The 16,229-nt window shown below is 58.8% G+C and carries 18 protein-coding genes and 1 pseudogene; 5 read left to right on the top strand and 14 right to left on the bottom strand.

Going from position 1 to position 16,229, the window contains the following annotated elements; all coding sequences use genetic code 11:
* Nucleotides 1-92 (top strand): helix-turn-helix domain-containing protein (locus ISG32_RS27085; RefSeq protein WP_194774096.1); only part of this gene is annotated, 92 nt, incomplete at its 5' end.
* A 73-nt stretch (nucleotides 93-165) separates the two neighbouring features.
* Here the strand turns inward: ISG32_RS27085 and ISG32_RS27080 are convergent.
* The 13 genes and pseudogenes from ISG32_RS27080 to msrA form a co-directional block, all read right to left on the bottom strand.
* The gene (locus ISG32_RS27080; protein WP_001281573.1) at nucleotides 166-828 is read right to left on the bottom strand and encodes a peptide-methionine (S)-S-oxide reductase MsrA; all 663 of its coding nucleotides are present in this window, start codon (nucleotides 826-828) and stop codon (nucleotides 166-168) included.
* Between the two features lie 9 nt (nucleotides 829-837).
* Entirely contained in the window at nucleotides 838-2,112 is a 1,275-nt protein-coding gene (locus tag ISG32_RS27075; RefSeq protein ID WP_069453486.1) for an acetyl-CoA C-acetyltransferase, read from the bottom strand.
* Nucleotides 2,109-2,417, bottom strand: coding sequence for an antibiotic biosynthesis monooxygenase family protein (locus ISG32_RS27070; protein ID WP_002122973.1), 309 nt, complete (start codon nucleotides 2,415-2,417; stop codon nucleotides 2,109-2,111). The genes ISG32_RS27075 and ISG32_RS27070 overlap by 4 nt, the downstream gene beginning before the upstream one ends.
* A 50-nt stretch (nucleotides 2,418-2,467) precedes the next feature.
* Nucleotides 2,468-2,713, bottom strand: coding sequence for a glutaredoxin family protein (locus tag ISG32_RS27065; protein WP_025467194.1), 246 nt, complete (start codon nucleotides 2,711-2,713; stop codon nucleotides 2,468-2,470).
* 21 nt (nucleotides 2,714-2,734) lie between these two features.
* Nucleotides 2,735-2,887: pseudogene (locus ISG32_RS27060) on the bottom strand (peptide-methionine (R)-S-oxide reductase); the annotation flags it as partial.
* Nucleotides 2,877-3,782 (bottom strand): hypothetical protein, encoded by a 906-nt coding sequence (locus ISG32_RS27055; RefSeq protein WP_194774095.1) that lies wholly within the window; start codon nucleotides 3,780-3,782, stop codon nucleotides 2,877-2,879. The gene ISG32_RS27055 and the pseudogene ISG32_RS27060, both read right to left, overlap by 11 nt.
* Before the next feature lie 622 nt (nucleotides 3,783-4,404).
* On the bottom strand, nucleotides 4,405-4,677 hold the full coding sequence (gene grxC, locus ISG32_RS27050; protein WP_194774094.1) for a glutaredoxin 3: 273 nt from the start codon (nucleotides 4,675-4,677) through the stop codon (nucleotides 4,405-4,407).
* 116 nt (nucleotides 4,678-4,793) lie between these two features.
* Complete coding sequence (locus ISG32_RS27045; protein ID WP_194774093.1) at nucleotides 4,794-5,402, bottom strand: sulfite oxidase-like oxidoreductase; 609 nt, start codon at nucleotides 5,400-5,402, stop codon at nucleotides 4,794-4,796.
* Nucleotides 5,403-5,417: 15 nt separating this feature from the next.
* Complete coding sequence (locus tag ISG32_RS27040) at nucleotides 5,418-6,815, bottom strand: mercuric reductase (RefSeq protein ID WP_194774092.1); 1,398 nt, start codon at nucleotides 6,813-6,815, stop codon at nucleotides 5,418-5,420.
* Entirely contained in the window at nucleotides 6,812-7,231 is a 420-nt protein-coding gene (gene msrB, locus ISG32_RS27035) for a peptide-methionine (R)-S-oxide reductase MsrB (RefSeq protein ID WP_323746004.1), read from the bottom strand. Before msrB ends, ISG32_RS27040 begins: the two co-directional genes overlap by 4 nt.
* A gap of 601 nt (nucleotides 7,232-7,832) precedes the next feature.
* The gene (locus ISG32_RS27030) at nucleotides 7,833-9,365 is read right to left on the bottom strand and encodes a protein adenylyltransferase SelO (RefSeq protein WP_228530155.1); all 1,533 of its coding nucleotides are present in this window, start codon (nucleotides 9,363-9,365) and stop codon (nucleotides 7,833-7,835) included.
* 38 nt (nucleotides 9,366-9,403) lie between these two features.
* Nucleotides 9,404-9,895 (bottom strand): peroxiredoxin family protein, encoded by a 492-nt coding sequence (locus ISG32_RS27025; RefSeq protein ID WP_060853414.1) that lies wholly within the window; start codon nucleotides 9,893-9,895, stop codon nucleotides 9,404-9,406.
* A gap of 58 nt (nucleotides 9,896-9,953) precedes the next feature.
* On the bottom strand, nucleotides 9,954-10,469 hold the full coding sequence (msrA, locus tag ISG32_RS27020; RefSeq protein WP_060853415.1) for a peptide-methionine (S)-S-oxide reductase MsrA: 516 nt from the start codon (nucleotides 10,467-10,469) through the stop codon (nucleotides 9,954-9,956).
* 536 nt (nucleotides 10,470-11,005) lie between these two features.
* On the opposite strand from msrA, the gene ISG32_RS27015 reads away from it, so the two are divergent.
* Nucleotides 11,006-11,614 (top strand): sulfite oxidase-like oxidoreductase, encoded by a 609-nt coding sequence (locus ISG32_RS27015; RefSeq protein WP_060853416.1) that lies wholly within the window; start codon nucleotides 11,006-11,008, stop codon nucleotides 11,612-11,614.
* Nucleotides 11,614-12,402, top strand: a complete 789-nt coding sequence (locus ISG32_RS27010) for an FAD-binding oxidoreductase (protein WP_060853417.1) — start codon at nucleotides 11,614-11,616, stop codon at nucleotides 12,400-12,402. The genes ISG32_RS27015 and ISG32_RS27010 overlap by 1 nt, the downstream gene beginning before the upstream one ends.
* Before the next feature lie 206 nt (nucleotides 12,403-12,608).
* Here the strand turns inward: ISG32_RS27010 and ISG32_RS27005 are convergent, their stop codons facing one another.
* Entirely contained in the window at nucleotides 12,609-14,414 is a 1,806-nt protein-coding gene (locus tag ISG32_RS27005; protein WP_194774091.1) for a glutamine--tRNA ligase/YqeY domain fusion protein, read from the bottom strand.
* Between the two features lie 281 nt (nucleotides 14,415-14,695).
* Between ISG32_RS27005 and ISG32_RS27875 the strand changes: the two genes are divergently transcribed.
* Complete coding sequence (locus tag ISG32_RS27875; RefSeq protein WP_323746002.1) at nucleotides 14,696-15,169, top strand: alpha/beta fold hydrolase; 474 nt, start codon at nucleotides 14,696-14,698, stop codon at nucleotides 15,167-15,169.
* A gap of 101 nt (nucleotides 15,170-15,270) precedes the next feature.
* Nucleotides 15,271-15,927 carry an OsmC family protein gene (locus ISG32_RS27870; RefSeq protein ID WP_323746003.1) on the top strand — a complete coding sequence of 219 codons (657 nt, stop codon included), beginning with the start codon at nucleotides 15,271-15,273 and terminating at the stop codon, nucleotides 15,925-15,927.
* The last annotated feature ends 302 nt before the right edge of the window (nucleotides 15,928-16,229 follow it).

Genomic DNA, 16,229 nt, shown 5'->3' with positions numbered 1-16,229 from the left:
CCAGCGGGGTGCCGCCCAAGGACGTGGCCAAGAACCTCGGCGTGTCCATTCCGACGCTGTACCGCTGGGTGCCAGCCTCCACGCACGCTTAGCGTGCTTTATTTTCCGTTTTCTGAGACGACCCCATATAGAAAATAGAGTTCTTTAGCCAGCTGCAATTTCAGATTAACCGATTCGGTAAGCTTTCTGCATTTCCGGAGACAACTTTTTTAGCCAGCTTGAGAGACTGAAGCCTTTTCTATCGGTACTATTTAATTTAGTAAAATACAGATGTTCATCCCAGCGAGGACCGAAATCTACTTCTGCAAGACTTACAAGCTGTTTGTTTCTGCGAAGACGATGCTTTTGATGGTAATCTTCGGCGGGCCAAAAATAACCATTTTGTTCTCCGGCCTCAATCACCTCGGGAGATTTCTCCTTTCCAATCGCTTGAATCAGTTCTTCAGCTACTTGTTTTTGCTCCAGATCAAAAACAAAAAGTATCTGGCGATACTGGCCCTGCTTTCTACCATGAACAGACCATGATTCAAAACTTCCAAGAAGTTCCCTGTAGCTGATTTGGTCTTTATCGTAGATCACTCTGACGACTTCGGCGTGTCCGTTGATGTTGCGGTAACTCGGATCCAGAGTTGATGCTCCAGCGTAGCCAACACGTGTTTGCACTACTCCCTGCGTCCCTCCAAAATTAGAATCCGGTCCCCAAAAGCAACCCATGCCGAAAACCGTTTGACTAAGCTTCCCGATTTTCAATGCTTCTTCGATTGCTTCAGGGGTTGCAAATTCATAGCTTTCAACACCGTCTTCTTTATTCATTTTTAGATCCGACATATTTTTCTCCTAACTTTCAAGAATTGTAGCCACTCCCATTCCTCCCGCCGTGCAAACGACGATAAGGCCACGTTTTCCAGGACCAGCTGAGTGCAGTATCTTTGCTAAAACTCCGACGATCTTAGCGCCAGTAGCCGCAAACGGATGCCCAAGGGCAATGCTACTTCCACGGACATTTAGCTTCGAGCGGTCAATTTTTCCGAGAGGCTCTGATCGTCCCAAACGTGTTTTGCAGTATTCAGCAGACTCCCACGCCTTCATCGTGCAGAGCACTTGTCCAGCGAACGCCTCGTGAATTTCGTAAAAATCAAAATCCTGAAGCTTTAAGCCGTTTCGCTTCAATAATTCACTGACCGCCACAGTTGGAGCCATGAGCAAACCTTCGCCAGCGACGTAATCCACGGCAGAAGTATGAGAATCCACAATCTTGGCCAACAGCGGCCAATTATTCTTTTTAGCCTCTTCTTCGGAAGCCAAAAGAACGGTGGACGAGCCATCCGTGAGTGAACTCGAGTTGCCTGCCGTCAGAGTTCCTTTTTCGGATCGATCAAATGCTGGCTTTAGCTTTGCCAACTTCTCTAAAGTCGTATCGCCACGCATGATTCCATCCGTACTTTTTCCTAAAAATGGAAAAACGAGATCGGCATAAAAGCCGTCTTTGTACGCTTTCGCGGCGTTCAGATGGCTTGCCAGAGCCAGCTCGTCTTGCTCTTGCCGGGAAATTTTCCATTCTTTGACCATCAACTCACAATGTTCACCCATTGACTTCCCTGTTCGCGGTTCAACGACGGCGGGTGGCACGGGTTTTAAATCGCTCGGCCTAAAGCTCAAAAAGATTCTTAGTTTCTCGCCGAGTGTTCTGGCCGAATTCAATGCAACGAGCTTCTGCGAGAACGAACGAGTCACCATAATTGGCAAGTCGCTATTGCTATCCACGCCGCCCGCAATACCGCTCTCGATTTGGTAGCTGGATATTTTGTGTGCGATCTGAATCGTAGTTTCTAAACTGGTACCGCAAGCCCGCTGCACGTTATATGCTGGCGTATTCGGATGTAAGCCAGAAGCCTGAACAACTTCACGCGCAAAGTTCCAGTTGGCCGAACTTTGCATGAGTGCACCCAGAGCCACGTCACCCACGACTTTGCCCTTTAAGTTATATCTTTCGACTAAACTTTTCAGGCTAGCGGTCATAAGCTCTGGCGTGGTGACATCTCGATAGGCAGTCATTGATTTCATAAATGGAATACGGACGCCACCTACGACATAAGTAGTTCTCGTTTTCATAATTTCACCTCCGGCTTTGTGTGCCGTTCAAAAACTTCTCCGACCTTCACGTCGTACGATTCAAAAATGTAGTCTTTGCCAAGCATCTTGGCTTTTTTGTGTTCGGGATGCTTATCCCAAGCATCGAAAGCTTCTCTGGTAAGGAACTCGACAATTAGAACATCTTCACCGTTAGGAGAAGAAAACCGCTCATGGCTTCCGTAACCAGGAATGGCTTCGACAAGCGCGGACATCTCGGCGTATCTTCTTTCAAACTCCCCACCGTGCTCCTTGGCAACACGACTGCGGAAAACTGCTATAATCATTGATCTGACTCCTTACTAAGCTAATTACAATCCTCAAAAAAAAGATCTCGTTATTTCATCGAAGCTTCCAACCACTTGTCGAGATCCTTGAACTTGGGGTTTCTCAGCTTCTTTGTCCCAACCAGTATTGTCGGGAAATTTAACTTTCCAGTAGTATAAAGGGATCGCAGTTCATCAGCTGCCGCGTCGTCTTCGTGAACATCTAAAAAATCAAACTCGATTCCTTTTTCTTTCAAGTACGACTGGTAAATCTTGGTTTTGTGGCAGTCCTTATGACCGAACAGCTTAATCCCCACGACCCCCTCCATTTTCTAAAATTACTCTACAAACTTCAACGACTCCGAGTTGATGCAGAATCGAGCCCCAGAGGGCTCAGGACCATCTGGAAAAACGTGCCCTAAGTGGGCTTCGCACACATTGCATAGCACTTCGATTCTTCGTCCGTAAGTCGTGTCCAGTTCATATTGAATTACGTTGTCCCCAGTTGAATGCTTGTGACCAGCACTCGTGGAAGCCGCTCTTGGGTTGCTCGGCTAGTGGCCAGCTGGGTGCTTTGAACTGGCAACCACCACAAGCCGATGATGGAAGGGGGAGTAGCGGCGTGTCCTGAGAGTAGGCAAGAGCGAACGCATCCACGGCTGCACGGAAGGGGCGCAGATCCGCCGGCCCTACCGCGAGAGTGCTTGACAGAATCATGTCGACCTGTCCGTCTACCGGCACCTTGGCCAGCAGGCACTGGCCAAGGGATTCCGGCGTCGTGCCTGGTGTAACCTGGACCTTCAGGCGCCTTCCTTCCACGACCACCTTAAAGCGCTGATTGAGTCCATCGACTGTCGAGGATTGCTCTTTGTCGACAAGCATCAGGAACGCGTGGACCTGATGACCAGGGAGCGCCGCCACTGCCACGTAGCGCTGAAAAGCGACGTCCTGCAGGTATGGCAGGAAGTCTGACTTTAATTGGCCCTTGGCGCCTTTGAAATCACCATCCTTCTTTGCGTTATAGGACTTCGCTTTCACTTCAATGACTTCGATGCGCGTACCGCTCTTGCGCAAGACATCGACGCGCACGAACAGATTTCCCGCCGCTATCGCAGCTTCAAAGATGGTGACTTCGTCCTGCTGCAGGAGCTCAGCGGTCTTAGCGAGCGCCACTTGATGGTCGAGGTCGTCAACGCGGATGCCGCCTGGATGAATCAGGCAGGCCAGTTCGCCCACTTGGTAGCCACCTTCGGCCAAGGCGGCCAGAAAGCTGTCATCAAGCGAGCGGTCGAGGTAGTCTTTCTTGCCCGTGTAGTAGAGCTTCCTGGGACACTCGGCGGCCAGCTTGAATCGAGACTTGGTGAGGTACCTGACGACTTGGTTCATAGGAAGATGATTGGTCCGCTAAAAGTCCGAGAGCCTGACGCCATTGACGGACACAAGCTGGTCCAGCCGCAACGTATCACCCGAGCTCAAGGCAAGAAACTCAACGCCTCCGCGCGCGTACACGTCCCGGATTACTGCGTTGAGCTTGCAAGTTTCTCCGTCTGTATTGAGGTATTCAACCTCGGCATTCTTATGCCTAGTCGCGAGAGATTCCAGCACATCATGGAACTCGCAACTGATAGGTTTGTAGTCACTCATAGCCGAGTTTCCTCAAAGACTTTCTTTCTTGGCAGCATGCTACTCGCAATGAGGGGGAAGGGTCCCAGCAATGCACGAGTGGGAGCCGTGTTCAGAGCGGGTCGGGCGCGAACTCACGCTTAAGCTTAGCCGTCCCCTTTTGAGCGCGGGGGAATGCTTGACCTCTGTCAGTGCGGCCTGTCTTGTGGCTGGACGTACTTCTTGATCACTTCCAACTGTGCCCCGTCGCACATTGCTTTCGCTACAACAACCTAGGAGATGCTGATCATCGAAACAATGAAGCGATTCTTCGAAATGGCCGGGTCCAGGGCGTCCGATCAACGAGCACTTGGTGCGCGGGCCCTCGTGCCCGAGCCGTTACCGCTCAATTCGAAGGCGGAATGGTCGCGAGAAGTTTGTCAAGCTCTCCATTGGCTTCGAGATCGGCAAGATCGTCTGAGCCACCGACATGCGTACCATTGATGAATATCTGCGGTACGGTGTCTCGACCAGACGCCTCCGTCATGGCATGCCGGTGAGCTGGGTCTGCCTCAATGTTGAGCTCTTTCCATTGCACTCCTTTTGCCTTGAGAAGAGCCTTGGCCCGATGGCAGTACGGGCACCAACTCGTTGTGTAGAGTAGGACATCAGGTTTCATATTGCGTTTCTAGGTTGCATTGGTGCACAGAGGGGGCGCTCCAAGCGTTACGCCGCACGGCCAAGTTCACTTGTGCTTCGTGCCAGATCAACGGCTCGTTTGCGCTGTCGACAAGCTCAGCCATAGCGCTCTTCCTTGAACGGGTCACCGCGCAAGTGGTAGCCGCGCACTTCCCAGAACCCGGGTTCTTCCTTAGACGTGAACTGAAGGCTGCTCAACCACTTGGCCGATTTCCAGAAATACAGGTGCGGCACCAACAGGCGTGCCGGCCCGCCGTGCTCGTGCGTCAGGGGCTTGTCGTCGAAGTGGGTGGCGACCATGGCGCGTCCTTGCGTCAGGTCCGCCAGCGGTAAGTTGGTGCTGTAGCCGTCCTGCGAGTGGGCAAGCACCCATGGGGTGGGTGAATGCACTCCGACTGCGGCGAGAAGGTCGTCCACCGTGACGCCACGCCAACGCGTGTCGAACTTGGACCAAGTGGTCACGCAGTGAATGTCGACCACCTGCTCGCTCTGCGGCAAAGCCCTGAAATCGGCCAAGGTCCAGTGGGCCACCAGCTGCGGGCCGACTTTCAGGGTCAGCGCCCATTCGGCTTCGCTAAGCGGGCGCGGTGCAGGGCCAGAGGTCAGGACCGGGAAATTTTCGGTCAGTGATTGTCCCGGAGGCAAACGACCACCGTGATTGTCGACGCCGCGATTGCGGCCTAGAAAGGATCGATTGATGGGCATCTTTGCTCCCTCTATTCAGTTCGCGACCAGGGGCTTGCGGCGGTCGATGATGGTGGGCAGGAATTCCGTGACGGTGGGGTGCACGGGCAGCGCCTCACGCACCGCGCGCCAGGTGCCCTGGCTGGCCATCACCAGCCCAATGGATTGAATGATCTCGTCGGCTTGGATGCCCAGCATCGTGGCGCCCAGGAACAGGCCGCTGTCTTCATCGATGAGCAGCTTGATCAAGCCCACGGTTTCACTCTCTTCCTTCGCCCGGCTCACGTCCTTCATCGCGTGCACGGCCTGTGAAATACGCCGACCCTCCTTTTCCACTAGGCGCTTGGCCTCGGCTTCATACAGCCCCACGTGTGCCAGTGGTGGATCGGTGAACATGGCGTAAATACTGTTGCGCGCGTCGGCGCTGCGCTGCCCCCCCGCGAGGTTCTCGGCCAGAACATCCTGATCGTGGTAGCTGGTGTGAGTGAAGGCCCCGCGCTGGTTGATGTCCCCCAGCGCCCAGATGCCAGGCACTTCGGTTTCGAGCCGATCGTTGGTGCCGATGTAGCCACGCATGTTGGCCCTCAAGCCCACGCTATCCAAGCCCAGATCGTCGGTGTTGGGCACGCGACCGGCAGCTACCAGCAGGTGGCTACCGCCAATGATGCGACCGTCTGCAAGTTGAACACAGGTGCCGCCCTCAGTTTCCCCCGGTGTGACAGCCGCAATAGACACGCCGATGTAGACGTCGATGCCCTCGGACTGCAGCATCTCGATGATGGCAGCAGATACGTCGGCGTCTTCCCTTCCCGTCAAGCGCGGCCCCGTCTCGATGATGGCGACCTTGCTGCCGAGGCGGCGAAAGATTTGCGCCATCTCAAGGCTGATGTACCCACCTCCGATGATCACCAACTTGCGGGGCAGCTCGCGCAACGCCAACAGTCCCTCGCTGTCAAGGTACGGGTTTTCCGCCAGACCCGGAATTGGCGGCACGGACGGGCGCGTACCCGTGTTCAAGATGATCTGGGGCGCGCGCAGTATGTGCTCGCCCGCCTGCACCAGGAACTCGCCACCATCGCGACCCATCAGCCGGCCGTGGGCTTTAATGATGCGCAGGCCCTGCAACCCGCCGAGCCAGCTCTCGAGTCCTGACCGCGCCTGGTCGACCCTGTCTTGCATGCGTTGCATAGCGACGGCGAAGTCGACCTTCACTGGGCCCACTTGCACACCGAACTCGGCCGCACGACGCGCCAGGTAGGCCACTCGCGCCGACTTGCGCAAAGTCTTGGTGGGAGTGCAGCCTCGGTTGACGCAGGTGCCGCCAAGGTCGCGGGCTTCCACCAGTGCGACATTGCGGCCGCGATCCACGAGCTTGGCCGCCAGAAATGGCCCTGCCTGTCCAGCACCGATAACGATAGTGTCGAAGTTCATCATGACTTGACCAACGCCGCAGCGTTCATGCAGTAGCGCAGGCCGCTGGGCTCGGGCCCATCGGGGAAAACATGGCCCAGGTGCGCGTCGCACACATTGCAGGTGGTCTCGATGCGCGTCATCCCATGGCTCGAATCGTAGTGGTGCGCGATCAGCCCAGGCGCCAGCGCCTGCCTGAAGCTGGGCCAACCACTCTTGCTTCGGAACTTGCTCGAAGCGTCGAACAGTTCGGTACCGCAGCACACGCATCCGTAAACACCGGGTTCGAACAAGGCACACATGTCCGAGCTGTGCGCAGGTTCGGTTCCCCTCTGTCGCGTGACACGGTACTGCTCTGGCGTCAGGCGCTGGCGCCATTGCGCGTCGTCGAGCTCGAGTCGCCGTGGCGGAGGTGGATTATTGCCTTTCGCGTGCTCGATGACGTCTCGCCAGGTGATGGTTCCTGCATCTGGCGTGGGCAAAGGCGGCGCCGACTCGGCGCGTTTGAGCTCGGCAATGAGTTTTTCGACGTCGATGCGGAAGTAGTTGTAAACCACCGCGCCACTGGGATCGACAAGGATGAACCAGGGCGTGCCGCCGTTACGGTAGCGCTGCATCAGCACAGAACTGGCGCCCACGCGACCGGCGCCGGCGTCGTGGCCGAACGGTATCGGCAGTGCGTATTTGCGTTGGTTCGCTGCCACCCTATCTACGGTGTTGGATTCGAAGTCCTCGAAAACCGTCTGCACCGCCGCGAAGCTGACGAAGGGCGAACCGCGAAAAGCCTCGACCATACGGACCAGCGACGGAAAGCCGGTCAGGTGGCAGCCTGGGCAGGCGTCTTGGAAGCAGAAGATCAGCTTGAATTTCCCGCGCATCTTGTCTAGGCCATAGTCGGCCAGGGGCTGGCCGGCTGCGTCGATCCATTGCGTCACGCCCAGTTCGGGCGGGGGTTCTCCCGTGATGCCAGCTTGTACGCTGTCGTTTTGCATGGTTGTTCCTTCGGGTGGAGTTGAGTAGTTGCGCCCGGCTATCCGCCGTTCAGGTGCCGCAGAAAGTTCGGTAGTTTTCCGTCAGCTCTGCCGGCGCGGGCTCGGCTAACGAGATGTCTGCTGGATGCTCGTCGAAAGGGTGTTCCAGCACCCGCAGCAGGCGCTCGAAAGGTGCCAAGTTATCGCGCTCCACGGCCGCCGCTAGCGCTGCTTCGACGTGATGGTTACGCGGGATGTAGATCGGATTGGCGCTCCGCAGGGCCGCCGCCAGTTCGACCTGGCTCGTGCCGACCGCCTGGGTGCGCTCGCGCCAGCGCTTCAGCCAAAGTTCCAGCGCAGCGCCCGTGCCTCCGAACAGCGCGCGAAGCGGCGTGTCGTTGCCTTGGGCCGCGTCGGCCAGGCGGGCAAACGCGAGCGTGAAATCGATGCGGTACTGGCTCATCAGCTTCAGGTAGTCGTCGGCCAGCGCGCGGTCGTCCCCGCTGCTGCCGTCCAAGCCCAGCTTGAGCCGCAGGACGGACGTCCAATGAAAGTCGAAGCGTTCGGCAAATGCCTCGACAGCCGCGCCGGCGCGTTGGGCCGCAGACTCGGCATCGGCGTCGATCAGGGGCAGCAAAGCGTCGGCCAAGCGTGCCAAGTTCCACTGCGCAATCGCCGGCTGATTGCCATAGGCATAGCGGCCTGAGGTGTCGATTGAGCTGAATACGGCATTGGGGTCGAAGTGCTCCATGAAAGCGCAAGGGCCGTAGTCGATCGTTTCGCCGGAGATCGTCATGTTGTCGGTGTTCATGACGCCGTGGATAAAGCCCACGCCCATCCAGCGGGCGACCAACGAAGCCTGGCGCTCGACCACCGCCTGCAGCAGACCCAGGTAGGGGGCGGGGGTGCCGGCCAGTGCTACATCGTGACGCGTGATGGCGTAGTCGGCCAGCCGGCGCAGCAGGACCTCGTCGCCTCTGGCGGCGATGTACTCGAAGGTGCCTACACGCAAGTGGCTGGCTGCCACGCGCGTCAGGATGGCGCCAGGCAAGATCTGCGCGCGCTGTACGGTCGCGCCGGTGGCTACCGCGGCCAACGCGCGCGTGGTGGGGATGCCTAGGGCATGCATGGCCTCGCCCATCAGGTACTCCCGCAGCACGGGTCCAAGTGCGGCCCTGCCGTCACCACGACGCGAGAACGGGGTTCGGCCCGATCCCTTCAGGGCGATGTCACGGCGCCGGCCGTGGCGGTCGACGAGTTCGCCCAGCAGCAGGGCGCGGCCATCGCCGAGTTGCGGCGAGAAGCCGCCGAACTGGTGCCCGGCATAAGCCTGCGCCAATGGCTGCGCCAGAGCCGGCACGGCATTACCGGCGAGCATAGCGAGGCCGGCGGCCGAGGACATTTCGTCGGCGTCCAGACCGAGCTCTTCAGCCAGGTTGCGGTTCAGCCGCAGCAGCCGAGGCGCGGGCGAGCCGGCTGGGCTCGACCTCGCATACATGCCCTCGAGATCACGCGCGTAGCTGTTGTCGAACGGCATGTACAGCGCTGCTCGGGACGCCGGGTCGGCGGGCGGATCGTGCGGGGCGGTCACGTTGGCTTGCATTTCATGCTCCAGGTTCTGGGGGTATTCGGCAGGCGGCGTCACATGGCCTGAGGCAGTTCGTCGGCGCCGCCGAAGGTCCCCAACAGGTGCTCGGTATCGAGGCGGAAGTCGCTGTGAATGACCTCCCCCAGCGGATCGATGACGATGAACCACGGTGTGCCGCGCGTCTCGAAATCCGCCATCAGGCTCGGATAGCGGTCCACGGCCGGGTCATGCCCGAATGGGATTGACAACCCGTAGCGCTGCTGCGTCTCGCGCAAACGATCGAATGTGTTTATCTCGGCAGACTCGAACACGGTTTGCACGGCTGCGAAGCCGAAGCCCTGCCCGGACAGCGCTTCAACCAGCGCTTTTAGAGTCGGAAATCCGTGGCTATGACAACCCGGGCACCCGTGCTGGAAGCAAAAAATAACCTTGAACTCGTCTCCGAGATCGGCCAGCTCGAGCGGCCAGCTCGGGTTCCCGTGCGCATCGATCCACTGCGGAACTCGCAACTGCGGGGCATTCACAGGGTCTTGGTCGTTCGTCATGAAATCTTTGTGTGAGAGTACTGTCCGGGACCGCGCACTGGCTGACCAGGGGCAGCCCTCAAGCGCATGTAGCCACCCGCCTGGGGAGCTTCCACTGCGGGCGTGGAAAGTGGCAGGTGTAACCATTCGGACGACGTTGCAGATAGTCCTGGTGCTCCGGCTCGGCCTGCCAGAAGGGGCCGGCGGGTTTGACTTCGGTGACCACCTTGCCCGGCCACAGGCCCGAGGCGTCGACGTCGGCAATCGTTTCCAGCGCGATCTGCCGCTGCTCTGGCGTAGTGAAGTAGATGCCGGAACGGTAAGACCACCCGCTTTCGTTGCCCGGCGGGCTGGGCGTGCTGGGATCGTGAATCTGGAAGAAAAATTCCAGCACCTCGCGATAACTGATGAACGCCGGATCGAATACCACTTCGAGCGCCTCGGCATGCGTGCCGTGATTGCGGTAAGTGGCATTGGCAACGTCGCCGCCGTTGTAGCCGACGCGTGTACTCGCGACACCAGGAATCTTGCGTACCAACTCCTGCATGCCCCAGAAGCAACCTCCGGCGAGGATGGCGGTTTCTTTCAAACCCATGTTGCGACTCCTTGTAGTCCGGACCATGCAGTCAAGTTCGCAAGCCGAACTGCGCTTGATCGAATCCGTGCCGCTGCGAGCGACGCGATGGCGTTACCCACAGGAGGCATCCTTTCATTCTTCCTCATGTTGAGCCGAAGGCAAGCGCTACAAGACGCCGGTGCGTCTTGTTAAGTACGCCGTGCGTCCGATTCGGAGTAACGGGTTCGACCATGCAGGGGTGCTCCAGAGGTCAGGACGATGGGTGCTAAAAGTCGGACCATCGGCAGAGCCAGCACCCCTACAGTTTGGTGGTTGTCGAATTCCAATGCGGATGGACCCATAGACAAACGACTAGGCAGGCGTTTTACTGGCTCCTGAAATTGTTGGAGCTAGGCCAGCGGTGCAGCAATACTTTCCGTGGGGCCGCACTGGGCGCGAATCCAGCACGCCCGGCAAGGGGCGGGCTCCCAAATGGCACAACAGACCAAATGGCAGTGCACTTTTGAGCAAAGAACGTTAGCCTTGGCCTTAAACGACAAACAGGAGCCCTCGATATGGTTACACGCGGATTTAGCGGGCGACGGCCCACGGCTGATATTGCCAACCGATTGCCGCCGGGCCAGTTCAAGACCGACGACTTTCCGGTGCTCTCGAAAGGACCGGTGCCGCGCATCGACTTAGCTGCTTGGCGGTTTACTCTGAGCGACGGCCCGCGGCCATTGAAAAGTTGGAGCTGGAACGAGTTCCTGGCGCTGCCACGCTCCGTCTGGGAGGGTGACATCCACTGTGTGACGACTTGGTCGAAGTTCGACACGCGCTGGGAAGGTGTGACCATCGACGCTCTGCTCGCCGACGCCGGCATTGCGGCCCCGACGCCCTGGCTGCTAGCGCTATCGCTAGACGACTACGATACCAACGTGCCAGTTGCCGATTTGCTAGGCGGTCGCGCCATGGTTGCGACGCACTTCGACGGTCGGCCGTTGGCGCCTGAACACGGCGGCCCGGCACGTTTATTGGTGCCACACCTGTACTTCTGGAAAAGCGCGAAGTGGATTAAGGGGCTCAAGTTCACCGCGCGCGATGAGGCTGGATTCTGGGAGCTGCGCGGATATCACATTTACGGCGATCCTTGGCGGCAGCAACGCTATTCGGACGATTCTTGATGACGTCCAGCGAGCAACAAGGTCCGTGGCGCAACGCGAAGATCGAGCGCATCTCGCAGCTCACGCCACGCATCAAGAGCTTCTTTCTCGATGTGTCGGAACTGGCATCGCGCCGTGCGGGACAACATATCAGTGTGCGGCTGACCGCGCCCGATGGTTATGTCGCACAACGCAGCTATTCCATTGCATCGGCGCCTCGCGCCGATACCGTCGAAATCATCATCGAGAAGCTCGAAGATGGTGAGGTGTCGCCTTTTTTCCATGACATCGCGGAGGTGGGCGAAAGTATCGAGGTGCGTGGGCCGCTCGGTGGGCATTTCGTCTGGGGACCCGCCGATGGCGGGCCGCTGTTGTTGATTGCGGGCGGTTCGGGAATCGCGCCGTTGATGGCGATGGTGCGCGCGTGGGCCGCGGACCCCACAGAGGAAGTTGCGCCGAAGGCCACTATGGCTGAACCGCGGCCGGTGCCTATGCCCGTGCTGTTGGTCTGCTCCGCACGCACCCCAGCCGATCTTCCTTTCCATGCCGAGTTGCTTGAACTCGAAGCAGCACGGCCCGACTTCACTTTCATCGCAGTGACCACGCGCGAGCCACCACCGCGGCATTCCGACCTGGGGCGCCGGCTTGATGCCGCGGCAATTGCAAACGTGCTTGCCCGCTGGGACCACACGCCTCGTCATGTTTACGTATGCGGCGCCAATCGGTTCGTCGAAGCTGTTGCTAATGGACTTGTCGATGCCGGGATAACCGCAGCCCACATAAAAACTGAGAGGTACGGCGGCGCATAAACTTCGGGCCTTTCACGGCGGCGCGCCATGCTGTCCTGCGTCTGGATTTGATTGGCATTGGTAGAGGCGAGCGCATCCGCTGTGAACGTGGAGCTCGTCAAGTCGGTGAGTGCCGCTCGACCTTTGCTCGCAGCTCCCCGTACTCTTGCGCGCGCCGTTCTGCCTGGGGTGGGTGTCTCTCCGTGCGCGGATCCGTAGTGCGCTGCTTACTTCTCCCGACCGTCTCGCATCCCAGCAGCCCGATTGAACACAAGCTTTCCATCGTGTGACGCTTTTGCATCCACCACGAAGTACCCGTGCCGCTCGAACTGAAACCCCACACCGCCAACCTGCGCTACAGACAATGACGGTTCTGCGAAGGCCGAGCATGTCACGAGGCTCGCCTTATTCAGCTCATCCAGCAACTCCCCGCTGCCCGGTTGCTCCGTGGTAAACAGCCGTTCATACAAGCGCACCTCGACCGGTACCGCATCGGCTACGGCGACCCAGGTAATGTTGCCCTTCACCTTTACCGCATCCGCGCCTGGCGTGCCGCTCTTTGTATCGGGCATCAGCGTGGCCTGCACTTCGACCAGCTTGCCGTCAGCGTCACGCGTGGCGCCCGTGCACACGATGGTGTGACCGTATTTCAGGCGCACCTTGTTGCCGGGGAACAGTCGGAAGAAACCCTTTGGCTGCACATCTTCGTAGTCGGTGCGTTCGATCCACACCTCGCGGCCGATCTTGAAGCGGCGCATGCCGCCTTCGGGGTCGCGCGGGTTTACGGGGGCGGTGCAGTCGTCCAGTGAGGCGTCGCTGCCCATCAGCTCGGCCCAGTTGGTGATGACGAGCTTGACCGGGTCGAGCACGGCCATCGCGCGCGGGGCGATGGGGTCGAGCGTGTCGCGGAGGGTCGCTTCGAGGCTCGCGTAGTCGATCCAGCCGCCGGACTTCGTCACGCCGCTGCGTTCGCAGAAGAGCCTGAGCGCTTCGGGCGTGTAGCCGCGCCGGCGGAGGCCTGCGAGGGTTGGCATCCGTGGGTCGTCCCAGCCATCGACGTGCCCGTCTTCGACCAGCTGGCGCAGCTTGCGCTTGCTGGTGACCATGTGCGTCACATTGAGCCGCGCGAATTCATACTGGCGCGGATGCGGGCTGGCGATCAACCCGCCTTCTGCCAAACGGTAAAGCAACCAGTCGTAGAACGGTCTCTGGTCTTCGAACTCCAATGTGGCGATCGAATGGGTGATCTGCTCCAACGCATCCTCAATCGGATGTGCAAAGGTGTACATCGGATAGATGCACCATTTGTCGCCTGTGTTGTGGTGCGTCGCCCGACGGATGCGGTAGAGCGCAGGGTCGCGCAGGTTGATATTGGGATTGGCCATGTCAATCTTCGCGCGAAGGATGGCGGCACCGTCTACGAGCTCGCCGTCTCGCATCTGGCGGAAGCGCGCCAGGTTCTCGTCGGGGCTGCGGGTACGGAACGGGCTGTCAGTTCCGGGTGTGTTGAAGTCCCCGCGCGCGGCGCGCATTTGCTCGGGCGTCTGCTCGTCCACGTAGGCGAGCCCGGCGATGATCAGGTACTCGGCCGCGCGGTACATGAAGTCAAAGTAGTCGCTGGCGAAGTATTCGTGCGGCTGCAGGGTGCCGGGAGCCACGGGGCTGTCAGCCAGGCAGGTTTCGTAGCCCAGCCACTTCACCGCGTCGCGGATGCTATCGACGTATTCCTGCTCTTCTTTCTCCGGGTTGGTGTCATCGAAGCGCAGGTGACACACGCCACAGTATTTCTTGGCGAGCTCGAAGTTAAGCCAGATGCTCTTGGCATGCCCGATGTGCAGGTAGCCGTTGGGTTCAGGCGGGAATCGAGTGCGGACCTTGGCCGGGTCTAGCATGCCTTGCGCATGGTGTTGCGCGTCGCCGGGGCTGCCTCCCCATTTGCGCGCTGCATAGACGCCTAGTTCAAGGTCGTTTTCGATGACGTTGCGCAGAAAATTGCTTGGTTCGGTGGGATCTTTGTCAACGGAAGAAGTCATCCGTTCATTCTAGAAGTAACGACCAGGATGTGCGGCTCGGTCGACCTTTGCTGCGCAGTCTTGGCGCCAAACTTCCATGCCAAATGTGCAGACAAGCTTTCAATGTACGCATGTCGAAATTTCAGGGAAGGCGAAGCGCACAGTGTCATATTTGGCTGGGGCAATCAAGTGCTTCATCGAGTCTGTAGTACACGCTGGCGTGTGAATAGATTTCGTGTTCGAATCTTGGAGTCGTAGCAACCTCGATTGCTGTCTTGCATGCGTATCAACTTCAGTGAAACATGACTAGCCTTAAAGTTGAATTTCCCGGGAGCCTCGGCCATTTGCTGGCTGCACGGCTTGATAAACCAAACACTTTGCCAAGAGCGTGGGCTGTCTTCGCACACTGTTTCACGTGCTCCAAAGACTCGAAAGCGGCCTCCTACATTTCGCGTGCGTTGGTCGAGGCCGGGTTCGGCGTGCTTCGCTTCGATTTCACAGGGTTGGGTGGCAGCGGCGGTGACTTCGCGAACACCCATTTCAGTTCAAACGTCGGCGATCTAGTCGCGGCGGCCGACTGGCTGCGAAGTGAGCATGGATCGCCAGCGCTCCTCATCGGGCATTCGCTCGGTGGCGCAGCCGTTCTGGCCGCTGCACACCGCATTGCCGATGCGTGTGCTGTGGTGACGCTCGGCGCGCCCTTCGAACCGGCACACGTTACGCGCCATTTTGGGGAGGGCTGGCTCTCATCGAGTCCAACGGAGAGGCCCGTGTAACGCTTTCGGGTCGGGAGTTCACGTTGCGGCGGGAATTTCTAGACGACGTAGCCTCCCAGCCTCAGGCCGAGCGAATCCATGCGTTGCATCGGCCTTTGCTTGTGTTGCACGCGCCCGGCGATACGATTGTTGGAGTAGACAACGCACGCCGAATCTTCGAACAGGCACTGCACCCCAAATCCTTCGTATCGCTCGACGATGCCGACCATCTGCTCAACAGTCACAGCGATGCCACGTACGCCGCAGGGCTCATCGCTGCCTGGGCTAAGCGGTATTTGCCTGCTCCCGCCCCTTCAAGCGAGGTGGCGTCGACACCCGGAGCGGAGTCTCTGCCGGTGGGCGTTGTGCGAGTCAGCGACCGTTCGGGCAACTTTGCCGTCAACGTTGAGGCAGGGCGCCACACGCTGGTGAGTGACGAACCGGTGGGGGTGGGCGGTGACGACCTCGGCTTGGGACCATATGACCTTCTGCTCGGTGCGCTTGGAGCTTGCACGGCGATGACGTTGCGCCTTTACGCCCGCCACAAGAAATGGCCCCTCGAGGACGTCCGCGTCACTTTGACTCACGCCAAGATCCACGCTGCAGACTGTGCTGAATGTGAGACCAAGGAAGGCAAGATTGACCGAATCCAGCGGACGGTCGAACTCGCGGGGCCACTCGATGCGCCGCAACGGGCACGTTTGCTGGAGATCGCCGACAAATGCCCCGTGCACCGCACGCTCAAATCCGAGGTGGAGATCAAGACGCTCCTTTCCTAGGGGCCAGGTTGCCTGCCGTGGCCAAACCTGGGGCAGCGATGTGAAGTATTTTCGACAGCACGGGATTGCCTGCGCCGAATGTGAAGCTTCTGGTCGTGAAGGAAACTGAGCTCACGCAAAAAAGTACCTACGAGAAGGCTAACGACTCGCTCTCACCGCACCCGTCTTGTGGTGGTGACCTGCCCCCTGTAGACGTACCAATCAAAAGTGGAAGTCCGGGTTCAAGATTACTCGATGGGTATTTGGGTTGATGGGGATTGAGCTGCATCGCCAGCGCGCTGGCGATGCAGCTCGGCGAAACG

The sequence above is a fragment of the Diaphorobacter caeni genome (assembly GCF_015354245.1).
Classification (GTDB): domain Bacteria; phylum Pseudomonadota; class Gammaproteobacteria; order Burkholderiales; family Burkholderiaceae_C; genus Diaphorobacter_A; species Diaphorobacter_A caeni.
Note: the sequence above shows the minus strand (reverse complement) of the source record. Positions and strands in the feature narration are given on the sequence as shown.